Source organism: Thermoplasmata archaeon, from assembly GCA_035622275.1.
In the GTDB taxonomy this organism is placed as follows: domain Archaea; phylum Thermoplasmatota; class Thermoplasmata; order Lutacidiplasmatales; family UBA184; genus Lutacidiplasma.
In genome coordinates, this window is the sequence record DASPVQ010000002.1 from 55,719 (window position 1) to 72,895 (window position 17,177).

Genomic DNA, 17,177 nt, shown 5'->3' on the forward strand with positions numbered 1-17,177 from the left:
GGGTCCGGGGATGCTCAACGGGGGGAGGGAGGAGGCGGGGGAGCCTCCCCGACGTCGCGAGCCCACCGACCTGTATGCGACCGTCCTCGAGGTCGTCAAGCGCTACCATGGCGCCGCGCGGATCACGCGCGTCTCCTACGGCGCGGGCATGCCGGTCGATCGGCTCCGGGCGCTCGTCGAGCGGCTGACCTCGCTCGGGCTGCTCACGAGCGAGGAGGTCGAGGGTCGACCGACCTACGACATCACCTCGCGGGGCCAGGAGTTCCTGAACACGTACTGGAAGATGCGGGCGTACATCGAGGTTCTCGAGTCCGACGACACGGGGCGTCCGCGGCGCCGACGCGGCTAGACCGGGGGCTCAGTCGTAGCGGGGGACCTTCGGGTCCACCGTTCGGGACCAGGCGTCGATCCCGCCGGCGAGGTTCGCGACGTTCGCGTAGCCCCGCGATTCGAGAAACCCCGCGATCATCGCGGAGCGGGCGCCCCCGTGGCAGTAGACCACGATCGCGCGGTCCCGCGGGATCTCGTCGAGGCGCTCGGGCACCTCGCGCATCGGGATGTGCAGGGAGGGTTCGATCGCGGCGAGATCGCGCTCGTAGGGCTCGCGCACATCCAGCAGGACCAGCTCGGCCGGCGACCGCTGGCGCCGGGCCGCGACCTCGGCGGCCGACAGCTCCTCCACCATCGCCCCTTCGACCGCGTTCCGAGCTTATCGACTTTCCGCGGAGCCACGCGGGCGGAGGAGCCATAACCCGGACCGGGCTGGACGCCGCGATGAAGGTCACGGACCCGGTCTGCGGCATGGTCATCGAGAGCTCGAGCGCCGCCGCCCGTGCGAGCTACGGCACCGAGACGGTCTACTTCTGCTCGGTCGCCTGCCAGAAGACCTACGAACGGCGGCGTGCGCCCGGCTCGGCCTAGCCGGGACTCGACGCGGCCACGGGGGCGCAGCCGCCGTGGCGACCGACCCGGTCTGCGGCATGTGGGTACAGGAACGAGCGTCCTCGCTTCGCCTGGTCCGCGACAATCGCACCTACTACTTCTGCTCGGAGACCTGCCTCCACCAGTTCGCCGAGCCCGATCGATCGCAGGGACGGCTCGGCCGTCGCCTGCTCGTCGCCTGGCCGCTCGCGGTCTCGGTCGTGGTCCTCACCTACGGGCTCGGGACGACCGCCGCGATCGTCGCGGGCGCCGTCCTCGCCGCCATCGTCCAGTTCTACGCGGGGGCGCCGTTCTACGCGGGAGCGCGCGACGCCGTGCGCGACCGCTCCTGGAACATGGATCTGCTCATCGCCGTCGGCTCGACGACCGCGTTCGTCTACAGCGCGTTCGCGCTCGCGCTCCCCGACCGCCTGGCGCATGACTACTACTTCGACGCGTCGGCGCTCATCGTCACCCTGATCCTGACGGGTAACTACCTCGAGCACCGGACGCGGGGTCGCGCCGGCTCAGCGCTGCGACGCCTCCAGGAGCTCCTGCCGGCGGGCGCCTCGCTGCTTCGAGACGGGCGCGAGGTCTGGGTTCCCGCGACCGAGGTCCGCGCGGGGGATCGACTTCGAGTTCGCCCCGGCGCGCGCTTTCCCACGGACGGCGTCGTGCGGGCGGGCTCGAGCAGCGCGGACGAGGCGATCCTGACCGGCGAGGGGATGCCGGTCCCGAAGCGTCCGGGCGACCCGGTGCTCGCGGGCGCGACGAACCTCGAAGGTCCGCTCGAGGTCGAAGCCACCTCGATCGGCGCCGACACGTTCGTCGCGCAGGTCGGCCGTCTCCTCACCGACGCGGAGATGTCGCGCGTCCCACTCCAGCGCGCCGCCGACCGGATCGCGTCGGTCTTCGTACCGCTCGTCCTGGCCCTCGGCGCCGTCGCGGGGATCGCCTGGGGACTCCTCGGCGGGGCGGGGCTCACGGTCGGGGTTCTGGTGTTCGTCTCCGTGGTCATCACCGCGTGCCCCTGCGCGTTCGGAATCGCCACGCCGGCCGCGATCGTCGTTGGTACCGGGCGGGCGGCCGAGGCGGGGGTCCTCTTCCGCGGCGAGGAGTCGATCGAGCGGGCCGCGCGGATCGATTATGTCGTCACCGACAAGACCGGGACCCTCACCCGCGGGCGCCCGTCGCTCACCGACGTCCGACCGCTCGGAGGGATCTCGGCCGAGGAGGCCGTCGCCCTCGCCGCCGCCGTCGAGGCGGGCTCGGAGCATCCGTTCGCGCGCGCCGTCGAGGAGGCCGCGCAGGCCCACGCCCTCACCGTTCCCCTCGCGCTCGACCTCCGCGCGCAGCCGGGACGCGGTGTCACCGGCACCGTGGGCGGGGCCGTGGTCGAGGTCGTGCGCGCCACCCCCGGCGCATCGGTGCGCCCGGTGGATCCCGACCCCGCGGCGGCCATCGCGCGGGAGCTCGCCGACGCGGGCCGCAGCTGCTCGGTCGTTCGCCGGGATGGGGCTGCGGTGGCCGTCCTCGGCTTCGCCGACGAACTCGCGCCCGGGGCCCGCGAGGCCGTCCGGGCGCTGGCGGCCGACGGGATCCCGGTGGCGATCGCGACGGGCGACCAGGCGCCGGCGGCCCGTGCGGTCGCCGCCCGGCTCGGCATCACGGACGTACATGCCGGTCTCCTCCCCGCGGAGAAGCTCGCCCTGATCCATCGACTGCAGGCGCAGGGCCGCCACGTCGCGTACGTGGGGGACGGGATCAACGACGCCCCGGCGCTCGCGAGCGCGGACCTCGGCATCGCGATCGGTTCGGGGACAGACGTGGCCCGAGAGGCCGGGGGAGTGCTCCTCGTCCGGGCCGACCTTGGCGGGGTCCCGCGGGCCCTCCGCCTTGCCCGGCGCATCGTACGCAAGGTGCGCGCCAACATCGCGTGGGCCGTGGCCTACAACGCGGTCCTGTTGCCGATCGCGGCGGGCGCGCTCGTCCCGCTCTTCGGCCTCGGTATCTACGCCGTCCTACCGATCGCCGGGGCGATCGCGATGGCCCTTTCCTCCACCTCGGTGGTCGTGAACTCGCTCAGTCTGCGCTGGACCCCGCTCGTATCGCCCGGCGGGCGGCCGGCGGCGCAGGTATTATGAATGAACGGTTCATTCATCCCAAGGCCTTCCCATGCCCCGCTCGGCGAGCGCCAACCGTGCCATCCAGGAGCGCCAGCGCGCGAACCTGCTCATGGCAGCGCAGCGCGTGTTCTTCCGCGAGGGCTCGGTCGGAACGATGGCCGAGCTGGCCCGCGAGGCCGGGGTCAGCCAGGGCCTCGCCTACCGTTACTTTCCCAGCAAGACGGCGATCTTCCGCGCCCTGATCGCCGAGTTCGTCTCCGACGCGGAGCCGGTGGGCGTGCGCCTCCGGCGCCTCCCGGGGGGCCCGCGCGCCCGGCTCGAGGCGATCGTGCGCGGGATCCTCGAGCGTCGTCGTCAGGGACCCGAGTTCTTCCGGTTCTTGCTGCGGGCCCTGCGGACGGGCGATCTGCCGGCGAGCGTGCGTCGCCGCCTGCGCGCGCGCTTCCGGGAGATCCGACGCCAGATCCGCGTCCTGATCGTCGCCGGGCAGCGGCAGGGCGAGATCGCACCGGACGACCCGGACGAGCTCGCGACCGCCCTCCTCGCGGCCCTCGAGGGGCTCTGGCGGCGCTCGGCGCGCGTCGGGGATGCCAGCGCAAACGACAAAATCCCCCGCGCGGAGGTCCTGCTCCGCATGCTGGGCAGTCCACCGCCGTCGGCGTCGGTCGCCTCGTCGCGTCGGGTGGGCGCGTCCCGCACGACCGGGGCCCGTCGGCGCGGGGTCCGCCGGCGAGCGCGTGAGGGCGTTCGATGAGCTCCGCCGAGCTCCCGACGGACGTCCAGCACTGGTGGACCGCCACCCGCTACCAGCTCCGCTTCTACCTGAGGACCTGGCGCTTCCTCGGCCTGCTGCTGTTCTTCCTGATCGTCGGTGGGGCCGCGACCGGCGTCGAGATCTACCTCAACGCGAACGGCGGCTCGGCGGCGGCGTTCCTCGCGAGCGGGCTCGGGAACCTCGGCATCTTTGGCATCATCATCGCCGCGTTCATCGGAGGCGACGCGATCGCGATGGACTTCGGCAGCGGGACCGGCTACTACATGCTCGTCCTGCCGGTACGTCGCCCCGCGATCCTCCTCGGGCGCTTCGCCGCGGCGTTCGCGACCGGCCTGTGCCTGGTCGGTGTCTACTACGTGATCAGCATCTTCGGGGCGGTCTACTTCTGGGGGTTTGCCGGCCTCCCGTGGCTCGCACTGGGCGAGTCGTTCCTGCTCGCGGTCCTCTACGGGGCGGCCGTCCTGTCGACGGCGTTCTTCTTCAGCTCGCTCTTCCGCAGCCCGGCGGTCAGCATCGTCCTCACGATCCTGATCCTGTTCCTGGGATTCCTGATCGTCGACGGGGTCGTCGGGGCCGACCTGGGCTACGAACCGTGGTTCTCGGTCCTGTATGCGGGCGGCGTGATCGGCCTCGTGCTCGTCGGCCAGCCGCACTACCTCGCGTCGACCTCGCACGTGGGCGGTCGGGTGATCACCACCCACGTCTGGAACCCGTACATCTGGGAAGGGACCGTGATCATGCTCGCCTACTTCGTGGTGTTCCTGCTGCTGAGCGGCGTGATCTACCAGTTCAAGGAATCGAAGGGATAGCGCCATGGCGAAGATCGAGGTCCGCGGGCTGTCGAAACGCTACGGCGGCAGCCCGTTCGCGCTGACCGACGCCTCGTTCACCTACGAGGGATCGGGTGCGATCGGCTATCTCGGACCGAACGGCGCCGGCAAGACCACGACCCTGAAGCTCCTGACCGGGCTGCTGCGCCCGAGCGGGGGATCGGCGCTCATCAATGGGGTCGACGTCCAGCGGGACCGCAAGCACGCGCTCGCGGACGTCGGGGCGGTGATCGAGACCCCCGAGCCTTACCCGACCCTGACCGTCCAGGAAGCGATCCAGATGGTCAGCGAGTTCCGAGGCGGGCCGGTCGCGGACTTCGCCCCGCTCGTCCGCGACCTCCACGAGAAGCTCGACCTGCCGCCCTTCTCGGCCCGGACCGGCCGCCTCTCCAAGGGTCAGCGCCAGCGGGTCGTGATCGCCGGCTCGCTCGTTCGAGACCCGCACGTGATCATCCTGGACGAGCCGACGAGCGGCCTCGATCCGAAAGAGCGGATCCTGATCCGCAACCTCCTCGTGGACCTCAAGCGCGATCACCTGATCCTGATGAGCTCGCACCTGATGCAGGAGGTCACCGAGATCTGCGATCAGGTGATCTTCATCAACGACGGGAAGATCCTGCTCCGAGACTCGGTCGACCGCATCGGCGAGCTGTTCCGGACGCGATCGGTCGAGGTCGAGTTCTCAAGCCCCGTGCTCATCGACAAGATCACGGCGATCGGCGGGCTCGTGAAGGGCGCCCGGGTCGTCGGCGAGCGTCGCTTCCGGATCGACTTCGACGGCACGACGTCGGCCCGGGCCGAGCTCTTGCAGCAGCTCGTCAAGCTCGGCCCCGTGATCTCCTACACCAGCGGCACGCTCGCGCTCGAGGACGCGTACCTCGCGCTCATGGGGGCCCGGGAGCCGTCCGGCGCCTCGGCGAACTGACCGCCGGCCCGCGCTCGGGCGCCCACCTCGCAAACGCTTATCCCTCGCCCGCCGCTCGAGCGGTCGGGCGATGGGCGACCAGGACCTCTCCACCGAGCTCCTCGGCCAGGGCTACCAGCTCGTGGGGAAGCACAGCGCGGTCAAGCTCTGCTACTGGACCCGCGAGTCGATCACGCGGGGTCGCGACTGCTACAAGGGCCGCTTCTATGGCATCGAGAGCCACCGGTGCCTGCAGATGTCACCGGCGATCGACTCCTGCAACCTCGCCTGCCGATTCTGCTGGCGGAACCAGGGCTGGGAGAACGACGCGGTCATGCCGGAGTACGACGACCCCGAGACCCTGCTCGATCGCTCCATCGAGGCGCAGCGACGGATCGTCTCGGGGTTCAAGGGCGACCCGCTCGTGCGCCCGGAGCGCTGGGAGGAGTCCCAGACGCCGCGCCACATCGCGATCTCGCTGACCGGCGAGCCGACCCTGTACCCGAAGATGAACCGTTTCCTCGAGCTGTGCCACGCGCGCGGCATCACGACGTTCCTCGTGACGAACGGCACGAACCCGGATGCGCTGCGGCATCTCGACCCCCTCCCGACGCAGCTGTACGTCAGCGTCACGGCGCCGAACGAGGCGGTGTTCCGACGCCTGACGCTCCCGGCCCACGCGGACGCCTGGGCGCGCCTCGAGGAGTCGCTCGCGATCCTGCGCGGGCTGCGCACGCGCCGGGTCGTCCGGCACACGCTCGTCCGCGGCTGGAACCTGGGATGGGTCGACGCCTACGCGGCGCTCGACCTCACCGCCCGACCGGACTTCATCGAGCCGAAGGGCTACGTCTACATGGGACGCTCGCGCCAGCGCCTCTCCCGCGACCACGTTCCCACCCACGAGGAGATCGGGGGGTTCGCGCGCCGGCTGGCCGAACGCACCGGCTACCTCTCCCTCGACGAGTCGCCCGAGTCGAAGGCGTACCTGCTCGCCCGGACCGCCGAGGGCCGCTACCTCTCCGGACACGCCCCCGAGGCGGGGGCCCCGCCACCGATGGCGACCGCCTAGCGCGGCGCTACACCCGCCAGCTCAGGATCTCGACGAGCACCGCGGCCGCGATCCCCATGCCGATGACCAGGTACGGGTTCAGCTTGAGCGCCCGCGTCTCCTCCATGTCGTAGTACTGGATGAGACCGGCCGCGCTCGAGAAGCCGGACCGCCGATTGTCGGGCATCGCGGCTGGAGCGAGCGCGGCGGCGGTATATAACCCGCTCGCGCGCCGTCCCGGCTATCGAAGGAGGCCCGGCCCGCCGAGCTCGTAGATCGAGTCCTCGAGCGCGTCGGCGAGGCGCCCGGTGATCCCGCCGGCGACGGCGCTCGCGCCGCCGCTGAGCAGGCGCTCGAGGAACGGACGGGGCGGGGCGAGCCGCAGGGTCTTCCCCGACGGCACCCCGGTCGCCCGGGCGAGCTCCTCGAGGGCGAACTCGCGGTCGCCGAGCGCGTCGACCAGGCCGAGCTCGAGGGCCTTCGCCCCGCTCCAGAACTCGCCGGTCGCGAGCGCGCGGATCTCCTCGACCGGGCGCTTTCGCTCGCGCGCGACGGCCGCGACGAAGACGTCGTAGCTCTGCTGCGCGACCGCGAGCAGCTTGCTTCGCTCCTCGTCGGTCAGGGGCCGGTACCCTTGGTAGGCGTCCTTGTGGACGCCCACGTGGACCAGCTCGAGCCCGATGCCGAGCCGTCGCAACAGCTCTCGGGTCGCGAGGTGCGGCAGGACGACGCCGATCGAGCCGACACCGGACTCGGGATAGGCGAAGATGCGCCGGGCGCCCAGGGCCGCGAGGTAGGCGCCGGACGCGCCGAGCGCCCCGATGGTAGCGAAGACCGGCTTCTCCGCGTCGAGCCGCTTCACGGCGAGATAGAAGTCCATGGAGGCGATCGCCTCCCCGCCGCCGCTCGAGATGTCGAGGAGCACGCCCCGGATGCGGCGGCGCTGCCGCAGCCCGCGCAGCAGCCGCAGGAACGGCTCGACCGAGCGGTCGCGGATCGTGCCGCGGAAGCTGACGTGGGCGAGGCGCTCGCGCATGGTCCGGGACCGGCGCGAGCGCCGGCGCGGATATAATCCCGGCCGCGGGGTCGCCCACGGGACCTTTCAAGTAGGGCGTTACCCGAGTCGACGGCGTGCGCATCCTGATCCGGCCGCGCGGGCCCGTCGTCGCCCTGCTCCTGCTCGCGCCCACGATCCCCGAGCTGCTGACGGGCTCGACGCCCGTTTCGGAGATCGTCTACGCGCCGCTGACGTTCGCCTTCGGTTTCGCCGGCATCGTCGGGCTGTACGGCTGCGGCGCGCTCCTCATCCGAGAGTTCGCGGTCTACTTCGGGAAGGGCTGGGGGTCGATCCTCCTGCTCGGGGCCGCGTACGGCATCGCCGAGGAGGGGCTGGCCGTGCACACCTTCTTCGAGCCCGCCGGACGGCCGCCGGTGGGCGTGCTGGGGGCCTACGGCCACGCCTTCGGGGTCAACTGGCTCTGGGCGCTCGGGCTCACCGCGTTCCATGCCGTGTACTCGATCGCGCTCCCGATCCTGCTGGCCCGACTCTGGTTCCCGGCGATCCGGGACGAACGGTGGCTGGACCGGGGGGCGGTCGCCCTGGTCGCGGCGATCTACGTCCTCGTCGTCGTCTTCTTCGCCCGCATCGCGCCGTTCGCCCCGAGCCCGGAGCTGCTCGCGCTGTTCCTGGGGATCGCGACCGTCCTGATCGCCCTCGCGCTTCGCGTCCCCGGCGACCTGTTGCGCGTGCGCCCCGGTCCTTCGCGGATCGGCCCGTGGGGGCTGGGCGCGGCGGGCAGCCTGTTCTTCGCGGGGTGGACCCTGGTCCTTCTCTTCTCCGGCCTATCGAGCCGCGTGCCGGCCGTCGCGGCGGCGGCGGTGCTCGTCGCGATCTCCCTCGTGGCGATCGCGCTCGTCCTGGGGCGCGTGGGCGCCGAGGGCCTCGAGATGTCGGAGTTCTACTTCGCGACCGGGATGCTCGTCGACCTGATGCTCTGGGACTTCCTGGTCGAGTTCAGCGTCCCCGGCATCCTCGCGGTCGCCGCGATCTTCGCCTATCTGCTCGTCCGGCTCCACCGGACCCTGCGCCGGCGGTCCCTCTCGCCCGCTCCGACGAGCGCGCGCGACGGCGCGGCCGGCTAGGCCGGCGGCCCCCGGGCAGTGGCGTCGAGGCGGTCCCGGTGCCTAGGTGGGCAGCCGCCCCGTCGGCGGGCACCCTCGGCCGCGGCGCCACCAGGACCGCCCTTCGCGGGCCGGCAGACCTGCGACCGCGGCGGGCTGGTTCGGAGGGTTCGTTCGGTGGTCGATGGCGGTCTCGGCAAGATTCCGCAGCGCGAAGGCGTTCATCGAGCGGACGAGCGCGGGGAGGGGATTGTTCCCAGCGCACCGCGCGCACGCACCGACGGACCTCACGACCGGTGAGCAGTTTGGGCCCGGGCGCAACCGCTTTCGCGCCTCCTCCCTCGGGCTAGCGTGCCGGACGCGGCGCCGCCGCTCTTTCCCGTTCTGCCCGAGGACTTCGACGAGTTCGTCGAGTGGCTCGACCGGTTCGGCCGCGCGCTCGTGCTGCTCGACGAACGCCCGCTCCCGGAGGTGGGAGCGGTCGTCGCCGACGCGGCCGCCCGCGTGCGCGACCACATTCGGACCTTCGACCGGGTCCTCCTCGGTCCCGCGGAAGGGGCGATCGCGCGCGGCGAGAGCTCGCGCCTGATCGCCGACCACCGGTGGTTCGAGACCTCGCTGGAGCAGCTCGACTGGTGCTACGGGATCGTCGCGCGCGAGGACCATGGCGGCCACCGGCAGGCGCTGGGTCAGTACGCGCGGCTCTTGGCCGAGGCGCTGCGGCGGCACCGTGCGCGCGAGCGGGCCCGCAGCACACGAGATCGGACCGCTCCGACCGCGGTCGGCCCGGGCGTCGGGAAACCCTAAAGAGCGCCCGCCGGGAGCGACCGGACGACGCCGATGGCCGAGCGCTCGACGGACGCCGTCTGGGTGGAGAAGTACCGCCCGGCCCGCCTCGGCGAGATGGTCGGCCACGAGGCGATCGTGCCGCTCCTGAGCGCGTATGCCCGGAAGCGCTCGATGCCCCATCTCCTGTTCGCCGGGCCCCCGGGCACCGGGAAGACGACCGCCGCGCTCGCGCTGGCCCACGACATGTACGGCGCCGAGTGGCGGCAGAACTTCCTCGAGCTCAACAGCAGCGACGAGCGTGGCATCGAGACGGTGCGCACGACGATCAAGCAGTACGCGCGCACGGCGCCGCTGGGCGACGTGCCCTTCAAGCTCCTCTTCCTCGACGAGTCCGACAACCTCACCAGCGAGGCCCAGGCATCGCTGCGCCGGCTGATGGAGCGCTACTCGGCGTCCTGCCGGTTCATCCTCTCCTGCAACTACTCCTCCCGCATCATCGATCCGATCCAGTCGCGGTGCGCGGTCTTCCGCTTCCGCGCCTACAGCCCGGCGGCCGTGCGCACCGAGCTCGAGCGGATCGCGTCGGCCGAGCATAAGCGCGTGCACCCCGAGGCCTACGAGGCGATCGTCGCCGCGAGCGGCGGGGACATGCGTCGGGCGATCAACCTGCTGCAGCTGACGGCGACCTACGCCGACGAGATCACGGCGGAGACCGTGCGCGAGCACGCCACGGTGCCGCTGCGGCGGGAAGTCGAGGGGATGCTCGGCGCCGCGCTCTCCGGCGACTTTCTCGGGGCGCGGGACCGCCTCTACGCGCTGTTCACCGACCGGGGCGCCTCGGGCGAGGAGATCGTCCGAGCGATGCACGCCTACCTGCCCGAGATCGGCGAGACGGTGCTGCCCGCCCGCGAGAAGGTGCGGGTCGTCGAGCTCCTCGCGGAGGCCGATTTTCGCCTCGCCCAGGGCGCCGGCGAGCGCGTCCAGCTCGAGGCCGTGCTGGCCCACCTCGCGACGCGCTCGCCCCTGCCCCGGTAGCCCTCATGGCGCGTCAGCGGGACGTGGGCGCCAAGCCGCGCGTGGCCCGGCAGGCGGTCGCGGTGGGCGAGCTCGCCATCGCCCGGTCGACGCGCGAGGCGATCCGGCGCGGCCGGGTGGACAAGGGCGATCCGGTCGCGGCCGGGGAGCTCGCGGGTCTGCTCGCCATGAAGCGGACGCCCGAGCTGATCCCGCACTGCCACGCCGTCGGGCTCACGGCGAGCCGTGTCGAGATCCGTCCCAGCCGGCGCGGCGTCCGGGTGCGGGCGGTCGCCGCGGCCGTCGACCGCACCGGCGTGGAGATGGAGGCCCTCGTGGGAGCGACGGTCGCCCTGCTCACCGTCTGGGACATGGTGAAGTACCTCGAGAAGGACGACCGCGGTCTTTATCCTCGGACATCTCTCGGCCCCGTGCGCGTCCTGCGTAAACGCAAGGGCGCGGGCGCGCGGGGATGAGCGAGGCGAGGGAGCCGGTCAGCGGGGCGGGCCGGCATCACCTCGGGGGCTCGCGATCGCTCGGCGTTGCGGTGCTGTCGGTCTCCGACACCCACACCGAGGACGACGACCCGTCCGGAACGCTCGCGCGGGAGCTTGTGACCCAGGGCGGTCACAAGGTCGTCCACTACGCCCTGGTCGCGAACTCCGTCGCGGACGTGCGCGAGAAGCTCGAGCCCTGGCTTGCCGCGCGCGCCGTCGAGTGCGTGATCACGGTCGGAGGGACGGGCGCGAGCTCTCGCGATCTGACCGTCGCCGCGCTCGAGGGGATGGGGGGCAAGAAGCTCGAGGGCTTCGGGGAGATCTATCGGTCGCTCAGCTTCGCGGAGGTCGGACCGCTCGCCATCATCAGCCGGGCGGGGCTGTACCTGATCCAGGGCAAGCCGGTCTTCGCGCTGCCCGGCAGCGAGCGCGCGGTGCGCACCGCGATCGAGGCGCTCATCCTGCCCGCGGTGATCCACCTGGTCGAGGAGCTCGAGCGCTAGCGGCCCGCGTTCGAGGCGCGGACGGCGAGCGCCCCCATCGGCGGGGGACCCGGATCGAGCAGCTGGAGCGGGAGGCCCTGGAGGCGGCAGAAGTCGTCCCACGCCGGATTCGCGTCGACGTGGTGCGCGAGCAGGAGCCCCCGCGGGCCCAGCGCCTCCCAGGCGGTCCGCAGCTCCGCGCGCGTCATCGCGACCTCCGGGCCGTTGTCCGAGAAGAAGACGTCCACGGGCCGCACGGTCGCGAGGAGCTCGCGCAGTCGGTCCGGCGTGTTGCCGAGGGCGAGGGTCCACCGCGCGCGCAACGCCGGCGGCACCAGCTGGCCCACGCCGACGTCGTGGACGCCGCGCATGCGCCCGGCCGTCGTTCCCGGTCCGAGCGACGTGAGCGCCCCGCTACCGTTGCGCTTGAGCGCCGCCAGGACCCAGGCGGTGGAGTATCCCGGACGGACCCCGGTCTCGACGACGATCCTCGGACGCACGAGCCGGACGATCAGGTACAGGAGCGCGCCCTGAGGGAGCTCCCGAGTGAACGCGAGCCCGGCCCCCCGCTGCATCAGCACGTCCGGCAGGTCGCTCTCCCGGAGCTCCCGCCGCAGCGGCGCGAGATCCGCGGGCGAGCGCTCGGTCACCTCTAGGATCTTGTCGAGGGCCGCCTGGCGCAACAGGAGCATGCGCTGGCGGATCGCCTTGCGGGCCGCCGGGGAGAGCAGCGAGTGGGGGCGCTCGGAGCCCTCGGCGAGGGCCGGCACCGACTCCCCCGGGGGCGTCGTGAGCCCCGGCCGAGGTGCGGACGTCCCCGGCCGGGAAGGCACGAGCGACACAGAACGGTCTCCCCAGACCGCCGGACCGTAAGAACGTTCGGAAGCCCCCGGATCGCACGTGGACGCGCCCCGCGCCGCCGTCCCGCCCCGACGACCGACGCCCGGAGGTCGTCCTGACGCCGGAGTAACTGCGTTCGACCGCGAGCGATTAATAGGCGCCCGGCCTAAAACCGGCCGGTACGGTCTATGTCGGTCCAGGAAGTGGGCGGAGCGACGTTCGACAAGTTCGCCCAGGAGAACGGCGCCGTGGTCGTGGACGTCTGGGCGCCGTGGTGCGGACCGTGCCGCCAGGTCTCGCCCATCGTCGACCGGCTCAGTGAGAAGTACAAGGGCAAGGTCGCCTTCGGGAAGATGAACTCGGACGACAACGGCGAGAAGGCCGGGGCGCTCGGGATCATGAGCATCCCGACGCTGCTGTTCTACAAGCAGGGCAAGCTCGTCGACCGGATCGTCGGTGCCTACCCCGAAGAGGTCATCGACGAGCACGTTCGCCGACTGCTCTGACTGTTCCGCCCGGGGCACGGGCGTCCCGGCCGGGGGCGCGCGGGCGCGGCTAGGGCCGGCGCATCGGAGGGCGACGCGGTCGCCGACGCGGAGCGACCATGAGCGCCGCGGCCGGTGACCCGCAGCTCGCCCGCTACTCGTTCCAGCGCAAGCTCGACGAGATCGCGGCGGTGCGCGGCCGGGCGACGGAGCTCGTCAGTCTGTACATCTCCCCGGGCAAGCAGATCTCGGACGTGATGTCGTACCTGCGCAACGAGTACGCCCAGAGCTCGAACATCAAGAGCCGGACGACGCGCAAGAACGTGATGTGGGCGATCGAATCGCTCATGGGCCGGGTCCGCCAGTACCGCGAACCCCCGGCGAACGGGGTCGCGTTCTTCGTCGGGTCGAAGGCGGTGGGCGCGGACAAGTCGGAGCCGGTCACATTCATCGTCGAACCGCCCGAGCCGCTCAACACCTACCTGTACCGGTGCGACTCGACGTTCTTCCTCGACCCGCTGCTCGAGATGGTGCACGAGCCGGACGTCTGGGGCCTGATCGTGATGGATCGCGCTGAGGCGACGCTCGGCCTCCTGCGGGGTAAGCGCGTCGAGACCCTGCGCAACCGCCAGTCGCTCGTGCCGAGCAAGCACGGCCGCGGTGGCCAGTCCGCGCACCGCTTCGAGCGCATGATCGAGCACGCGGCGCACGAGTTCTTCGTGAAGGTGGCCGAGATGGCCGGGGAACTGTTCCTGCCGCGCCAGGAGACGCTGAAGGGGATCCTCCTCGGCGGGCCGGGCGCCACGAAGGAGTACTTCTACAAGGAGGGCTACCTGCACCACGAACTGCAGCAGAAGGTCGTCCTGCCGCTGTTCGACACCGGCTACACCGACGACTTCGGACTGCGCGAGCTGGTCGAAAAGGCGACCCAGACCCTCCACGGCCTCGAGATCACGGAAGAAAAGCGGATCGTCCAGCGCCTCTTGGGCGAGATCCGCAAGGCCGAGAGCGGTCTCGCGGCCTACGGCGAGGCGGACGTCCGCCGGGCCCTCGACCTCGGCTCCGTCGACACGCTCCTCGTGAGCGAAGGGATCCGACGGCGGCGCGTTGGCTTCCGTTGCTCCGCCTGCCAGACGACCTTCGAGCGGACGCTGCCCGACGACGAGATCGAGGCGGCGCGGGAGGGCCCGTGCCCGAACTGCGGGCAGCGCGCCCTGACCGAGGTGAGCTCGGAGGACTTCGTGGAGAGCCTGTTCCGCCGGGCGAGCGACTCGGGGGCGAAGGTGCGGCTCATCTCGTCGGAGAGCGAGGAAGGGGAGATGCTGGCCAAGGCGTTCCAGGGGATCGCCGCCCTGCTCCGCTACCCGCTTCCCGCGGCGACCCCGGCGCGGCGGGCGTAGTCCGGGCCCCCGCGATCACCAGAGGTGCGACAGCGGATCGTCTTCCTCGGGCGGGGGCGGGGGTGGACCCGCGGCGCGCGGGGCACGGCCCGCGGGTCCGGAGCCCCCCGGAGGATAGAGGCTCGCGTTCGGGTACGCCGGCGGCGGGAGCTGCCGTCGCCGGGTGATCAGGACGAGCCCGACGAGCGCGGCCACGACCACCACGCCCACGCCGATCCCGACGGCGGCGAGCAGGGAGTGGGCCGCCGGCGCGGCGCCGCAGGAGGTGCCGGTGACGAGGCAGTCGCTGTCCCCCTGGGCCTGGCCCACCGACATCGGGACGCCCTGCACCGAGGTGGAGGCGACCTGGTCGGCGCCGGAGGCGATCTGGTCGACCCCGGCCGCGGGGGTCGCGGGCGTCAGGTCGGTGACCGACGGGTTGAGGGCACTGGCGACGTAGAGCCACTGCGAGCCGGCGACGCCGAAGTGGCCGTGCGCGAACGGGAGCGCATCGACGGCGGTCATCTGGGCGGATGCCTCGCCCGACGCGTTCGTGAGCGGCACCGAGGAGCCCGAGCCGAACAGGTCGACCTGCGTCGGGACCAGGATGAAGCCCTCGCGCACGCTGAACGGTCCGATGACCTCGAGCGAGAGGGTCTGGTACGAAACGCCGCCCCAGCTCACGGTGCCGCCCGAGCTACCGATCACGGAGACGTTCCCGCTCGCGGCGACCGAGCCGCCGATCGTCGAGCGCGGCACGGAGACGTTCAGGAGCGGGCCGGTGTGGAAGTAGGAGTACGTCGCCGAGAAGGCGCCGCTCGCGGTGAAGGCCGCCGAGTCGTTCCACGAGCTACCGCTCGCGAGGTCGAGCGGGATCAGGCCGAGCGGGGTCGCGAACTGGACGTTCGCGGTCGAGGTGACCGCGGCCGAGAGGTAGGAACTCCGCAGCGGACCGTGGGCGCTGTCCGTGAGGTTTCCCGTCACCTGGAGGTGGGAGTTGTTGAGTGCGATCGCGGCCGCGGGGCTCCCGCTCTCGTAGACGGTGCCGGCGACGGTGAAGTTGGCCCACGCGTCCACCGACTCCCAGGCATGGTAGTAGATGTCGGCGGTGTGGACCGGCGACTTGCAGGTCGGCGTGCAGTACTCGACCGACAGGATCGCACCCATCGTCCGGTTGACCGAGAGCTCGAAGTCCTCGGCCGTGAGGTTCGTCTGGTTGAGGATGACCGTGTAACCGTAGGTCGCGCTCCCCTGGTAGGCCCAGCCGGACGCCCCGACGCCCGAGAAGTCCACCGTTCGCACGGCACCGTAGGCCCAGACCGTGAACGTGGCGCCGGGGGTGAGGTCGCTGGTGGGGCTCGCGGCCGCCGCCGGAACCGCGCAGACGAGCGCCACCGCCGTGGCAATCGAAAGGATTGCCGTCGCGCGTCCGACCCGAACGTTCATCCCCGCCCACGACTCCCGAACCGTGTTCGGGAGCTACGATGCGGCAAACGGCTCTTAAGCCGGAGTGTCGCGTGGCTCTAGAGCGGTTGGACGGCATGCTATACCGTCGCATCCGGTCGGGGCAGGATCCGTGCGGGCGCTGACGGAGGCCGAGGCCCGGGTCATCGCGGTGATGCTCGCCGCGCGGCCGGACCGCGAGCGCGAGCGACTGCGCCAGGTCGAGGTCCCCCGCTCGACCTACCACGCGGTCCGGCGCCGTGCCTACGAGGAGGGTTGGCTGCGCGACCGGTACGTTCCGCATCCGGTGCCGCTCGGGCTGCCCCACGTGACCTTCCTCGTGGCCCGCCCGTACGCGGACCGCCAGCCGGAGTTCCTGCGCGAGGTCAGCGCGGACGCCGGGAACGTCGTTCTCTGGTCGGGGAGCCAGCTCGCCCTGGCCGTGCTCTTTCATGCCCGCCCGGACAGCGGCCCGAAGCTCGCCGACCGGCTCGAGCGTCACCGCCTCCTCGCATCGCCGATCGCGATGACGGTGCGCGCCGACGCGCCCACGGTACCCGTGTACTTCGATTTCGAGGGCCTCTGGTGCCACCTGACCGGCACCGAGGGCACGCTCGCCTACCCCCATGGTCTGGGCGGGCCGCTCGACGGGAAGGACGACGGCGGCCCGGCACCGCTGTCGAAGCACCAGGAGTGGGCGCTCGGCGAGCTGCTGCGCCGCCCGTTCGACGCGGTCGCCCAAGAGCGCGGCGGACACCTCGTGGGTCCGTTCGGGCTCCCGTTCTCCCAACGCAAGATGCTGATGCGGGGCTGGATCGCGCACCGAACCCTGCTGGAGCCGGGGCGGCTGCCGCCCTACCAGGGCCGCTCCCCGAGCCAGGTGGTGCTCGTCAGCGGGACTCCCAAGGCCGGCGCCCGGCCGGAGCTCCTGTTTTCCACGCTCACTCGAGAGTGCCTCGTGTTCCCGTTCCTGTTCGTCGTCGGGACCGAGCGCTGGCTCCTGGCGGCGCTCGGGGGCGACGGCCCGACGGCCGCTCCGGACTCCGGGCGGCGCCCGGTCCTCCCGACGCTGCGCGCCGCGCTCGAGGGGATCGAGGTCCTCCAGGAGCCCGCGAGCAATTTCGTCTCCTCGGTCGACCACCGATACGACCGACTGCTCGCAGCCGCGCCCGGGTCCTCGGCCCCGGCGAAGCCGTGATATCGGCGGCGCTCGCTCCCCGCGCCGGGCGCGTAGCCTAGCTTGGATAGGGCATCGGGTTCCTAACCCGGGGGTCGAGGGTTCAAATCCCTCCGCGCCCGCCCGGAAAGCCTCCGGCCGCTCCCTCAGCGCCCGACCGCACGCAGCACCGCGACGACCCGGTCCGGTCCGTGGCGCCCCGTCTCCGGTCGGTCCGGCAGGGGGCCGCCCCCGCCACGGCAGGGGGCTCCATCGCGTGATAGCCCATCGCAGACCGAGGCGCGAACTCTTTAGGGACCGCGCGGGTCTCCACATCGAAAGCTCTCCGGGCCAGGCGCGAAGGCGA

At 72.0% G+C, this 17,177-nt stretch carries 20 protein-coding genes and 1 tRNA gene; 16 read left to right on the forward strand and 5 right to left on the reverse strand.

Going from position 1 to position 17,177, the window contains the following annotated elements; genetic code table 11:
• Positions 1–10: 10 nt before the first annotated feature.
• Complete coding sequence (locus tag VEL82_00795; protein ID HXW66414.1) at positions 11–349, forward strand: winged helix-turn-helix domain-containing protein; 339 nt, start codon at positions 11–13, stop codon at positions 347–349.
• A 9-nt stretch (positions 350–358) separates the two neighbouring features.
• Here the strand turns inward: VEL82_00795 and VEL82_00800 are convergent, their stop codons facing one another.
• Positions 359–682: a rhodanese-like domain-containing protein gene (locus tag VEL82_00800; GenBank protein HXW66415.1), complete on the reverse strand. Its 324-nt coding sequence runs from the start codon at positions 680–682 to the stop codon at positions 359–361.
• Between the two features lie 92 nt (positions 683–774).
• Here VEL82_00800 and VEL82_00805 point away from each other — a divergent pair, with 92 nt between their 5' ends.
• From VEL82_00805 to twy1, 6 genes are all read left to right on the forward strand, one after another.
• Complete coding sequence (locus VEL82_00805; protein ID HXW66416.1) at positions 775–921, forward strand: copper-transporting ATPase; 147 nt, start codon at positions 775–777, stop codon at positions 919–921.
• A gap of 35 nt (positions 922–956) precedes the next feature.
• The gene (locus VEL82_00810) at positions 957–3,065 is read left to right on the forward strand and encodes a heavy metal translocating P-type ATPase (protein ID HXW66417.1); all 2,109 of its coding nucleotides are present in this window, start codon (positions 957–959) and stop codon (positions 3,063–3,065) included.
• A 31-nt stretch (positions 3,066–3,096) separates the two neighbouring features.
• On the forward strand, positions 3,097–3,801 hold the full coding sequence (locus VEL82_00815; GenBank protein ID HXW66418.1) for a TetR/AcrR family transcriptional regulator: 705 nt from the start codon (positions 3,097–3,099) through the stop codon (positions 3,799–3,801).
• Positions 3,798–4,631 (forward strand): ABC transporter permease, encoded by an 834-nt coding sequence (locus tag VEL82_00820; GenBank protein HXW66419.1) that lies wholly within the window; start codon positions 3,798–3,800, stop codon positions 4,629–4,631. Before VEL82_00815 ends, VEL82_00820 begins: the two co-directional genes overlap by 4 nt.
• A 4-nt stretch (positions 4,632–4,635) precedes the next feature.
• The gene (locus VEL82_00825) at positions 4,636–5,577 is read left to right on the forward strand and encodes an ABC transporter ATP-binding protein (GenBank protein ID HXW66420.1); all 942 of its coding nucleotides are present in this window, start codon (positions 4,636–4,638) and stop codon (positions 5,575–5,577) included.
• Positions 5,578–5,647: 70 nt separating this feature from the next.
• On the forward strand, positions 5,648–6,625 hold the full coding sequence (gene twy1 / locus VEL82_00830; GenBank protein HXW66421.1) for a 4-demethylwyosine synthase TYW1: 978 nt from the start codon (positions 5,648–5,650) through the stop codon (positions 6,623–6,625).
• Between the two features lie 7 nt (positions 6,626–6,632).
• Here the strand turns inward: twy1 and VEL82_00835 are convergent, their stop codons facing one another.
• Positions 6,633–6,791: a preprotein translocase subunit Sec61beta gene (locus VEL82_00835; GenBank protein ID HXW66422.1), complete on the reverse strand. Its 159-nt coding sequence runs from the start codon at positions 6,789–6,791 to the stop codon at positions 6,633–6,635.
• A 54-nt stretch (positions 6,792–6,845) separates the two neighbouring features.
• Complete coding sequence (sppA, locus tag VEL82_00840; GenBank protein HXW66423.1) at positions 6,846–7,640, reverse strand: signal peptide peptidase SppA; 795 nt, start codon at positions 7,638–7,640, stop codon at positions 6,846–6,848.
• 95 nt (positions 7,641–7,735) lie between these two features.
• Between sppA and VEL82_00845 the strand changes: the two genes are divergently transcribed.
• From VEL82_00845 to VEL82_00865, 5 genes are all read left to right on the forward strand, one after another.
• The gene (locus VEL82_00845; GenBank protein ID HXW66424.1) at positions 7,736–8,746 is read left to right on the forward strand and encodes a hypothetical protein; all 1,011 of its coding nucleotides are present in this window, start codon (positions 7,736–7,738) and stop codon (positions 8,744–8,746) included.
• A gap of 330 nt (positions 8,747–9,076) precedes the next feature.
• Entirely contained in the window at positions 9,077–9,532 is a 456-nt protein-coding gene (locus VEL82_00850; protein HXW66425.1) for a hypothetical protein, read from the forward strand.
• Between the two features lie 33 nt (positions 9,533–9,565).
• Positions 9,566–10,549: a replication factor C small subunit gene (locus VEL82_00855; protein ID HXW66426.1), complete on the forward strand. Its 984-nt coding sequence runs from the start codon at positions 9,566–9,568 to the stop codon at positions 10,547–10,549.
• Between the two features lie 5 nt (positions 10,550–10,554).
• A complete protein-coding gene (locus VEL82_00860) occupies positions 10,555–11,004 on the forward strand; it encodes a cyclic pyranopterin monophosphate synthase MoaC (protein ID HXW66427.1) in 450 nt (149 codons plus the stop codon).
• Positions 11,001–11,528 carry a MogA/MoaB family molybdenum cofactor biosynthesis protein gene (locus VEL82_00865; GenBank protein HXW66428.1) on the forward strand — a complete coding sequence of 176 codons (528 nt, stop codon included), beginning with the start codon at positions 11,001–11,003 and terminating at the stop codon, positions 11,526–11,528. Before VEL82_00860 ends, VEL82_00865 begins: the two co-directional genes overlap by 4 nt.
• On the opposite strand, the gene VEL82_00870 is transcribed toward VEL82_00865, so the two are convergent.
• The gene (locus tag VEL82_00870; GenBank protein ID HXW66429.1) at positions 11,525–12,277 is read right to left on the reverse strand and encodes a class I SAM-dependent methyltransferase; all 753 of its coding nucleotides are present in this window, start codon (positions 12,275–12,277) and stop codon (positions 11,525–11,527) included. The genes VEL82_00865 and VEL82_00870 overlap by 4 nt on opposite strands.
• Before the next feature lie 258 nt (positions 12,278–12,535).
• Between VEL82_00870 and trxA the strand changes: the two genes are divergently transcribed.
• Together trxA and prf1 are read left to right on the forward strand one after the other, a co-directional pair.
• Positions 12,536–12,853, forward strand: coding sequence for a thioredoxin (gene trxA, locus VEL82_00875; GenBank protein ID HXW66430.1), 318 nt, complete (start codon positions 12,536–12,538; stop codon positions 12,851–12,853).
• Positions 12,854–12,951: 98 nt separating this feature from the next.
• On the forward strand, positions 12,952–14,232 hold the full coding sequence (prf1, locus tag VEL82_00880; protein ID HXW66431.1) for a peptide chain release factor aRF-1: 1,281 nt from the start codon (positions 12,952–12,954) through the stop codon (positions 14,230–14,232).
• A gap of 15 nt (positions 14,233–14,247) precedes the next feature.
• Here prf1 and VEL82_00885 read toward each other — a convergent pair whose 3' ends face one another.
• The gene (locus tag VEL82_00885; protein HXW66432.1) at positions 14,248–15,657 is read right to left on the reverse strand and encodes a hypothetical protein; all 1,410 of its coding nucleotides are present in this window, start codon (positions 15,655–15,657) and stop codon (positions 14,248–14,250) included.
• A gap of 130 nt (positions 15,658–15,787) precedes the next feature.
• Here VEL82_00885 and VEL82_00890 point away from each other — a divergent pair, with 130 nt between their 5' ends.
• Both VEL82_00890 and VEL82_00895 read left to right on the forward strand, forming a co-directional pair.
• Entirely contained in the window at positions 15,788–16,852 is a 1,065-nt protein-coding gene (locus tag VEL82_00890) for a hypothetical protein (protein ID HXW66433.1), read from the forward strand.
• A 26-nt stretch (positions 16,853–16,878) separates the two neighbouring features.
• A tRNA-Arg gene (locus tag VEL82_00895) sits at positions 16,879–16,953 on the forward strand.
• Positions 16,954–17,177: the final 224 nt, after the last annotated feature.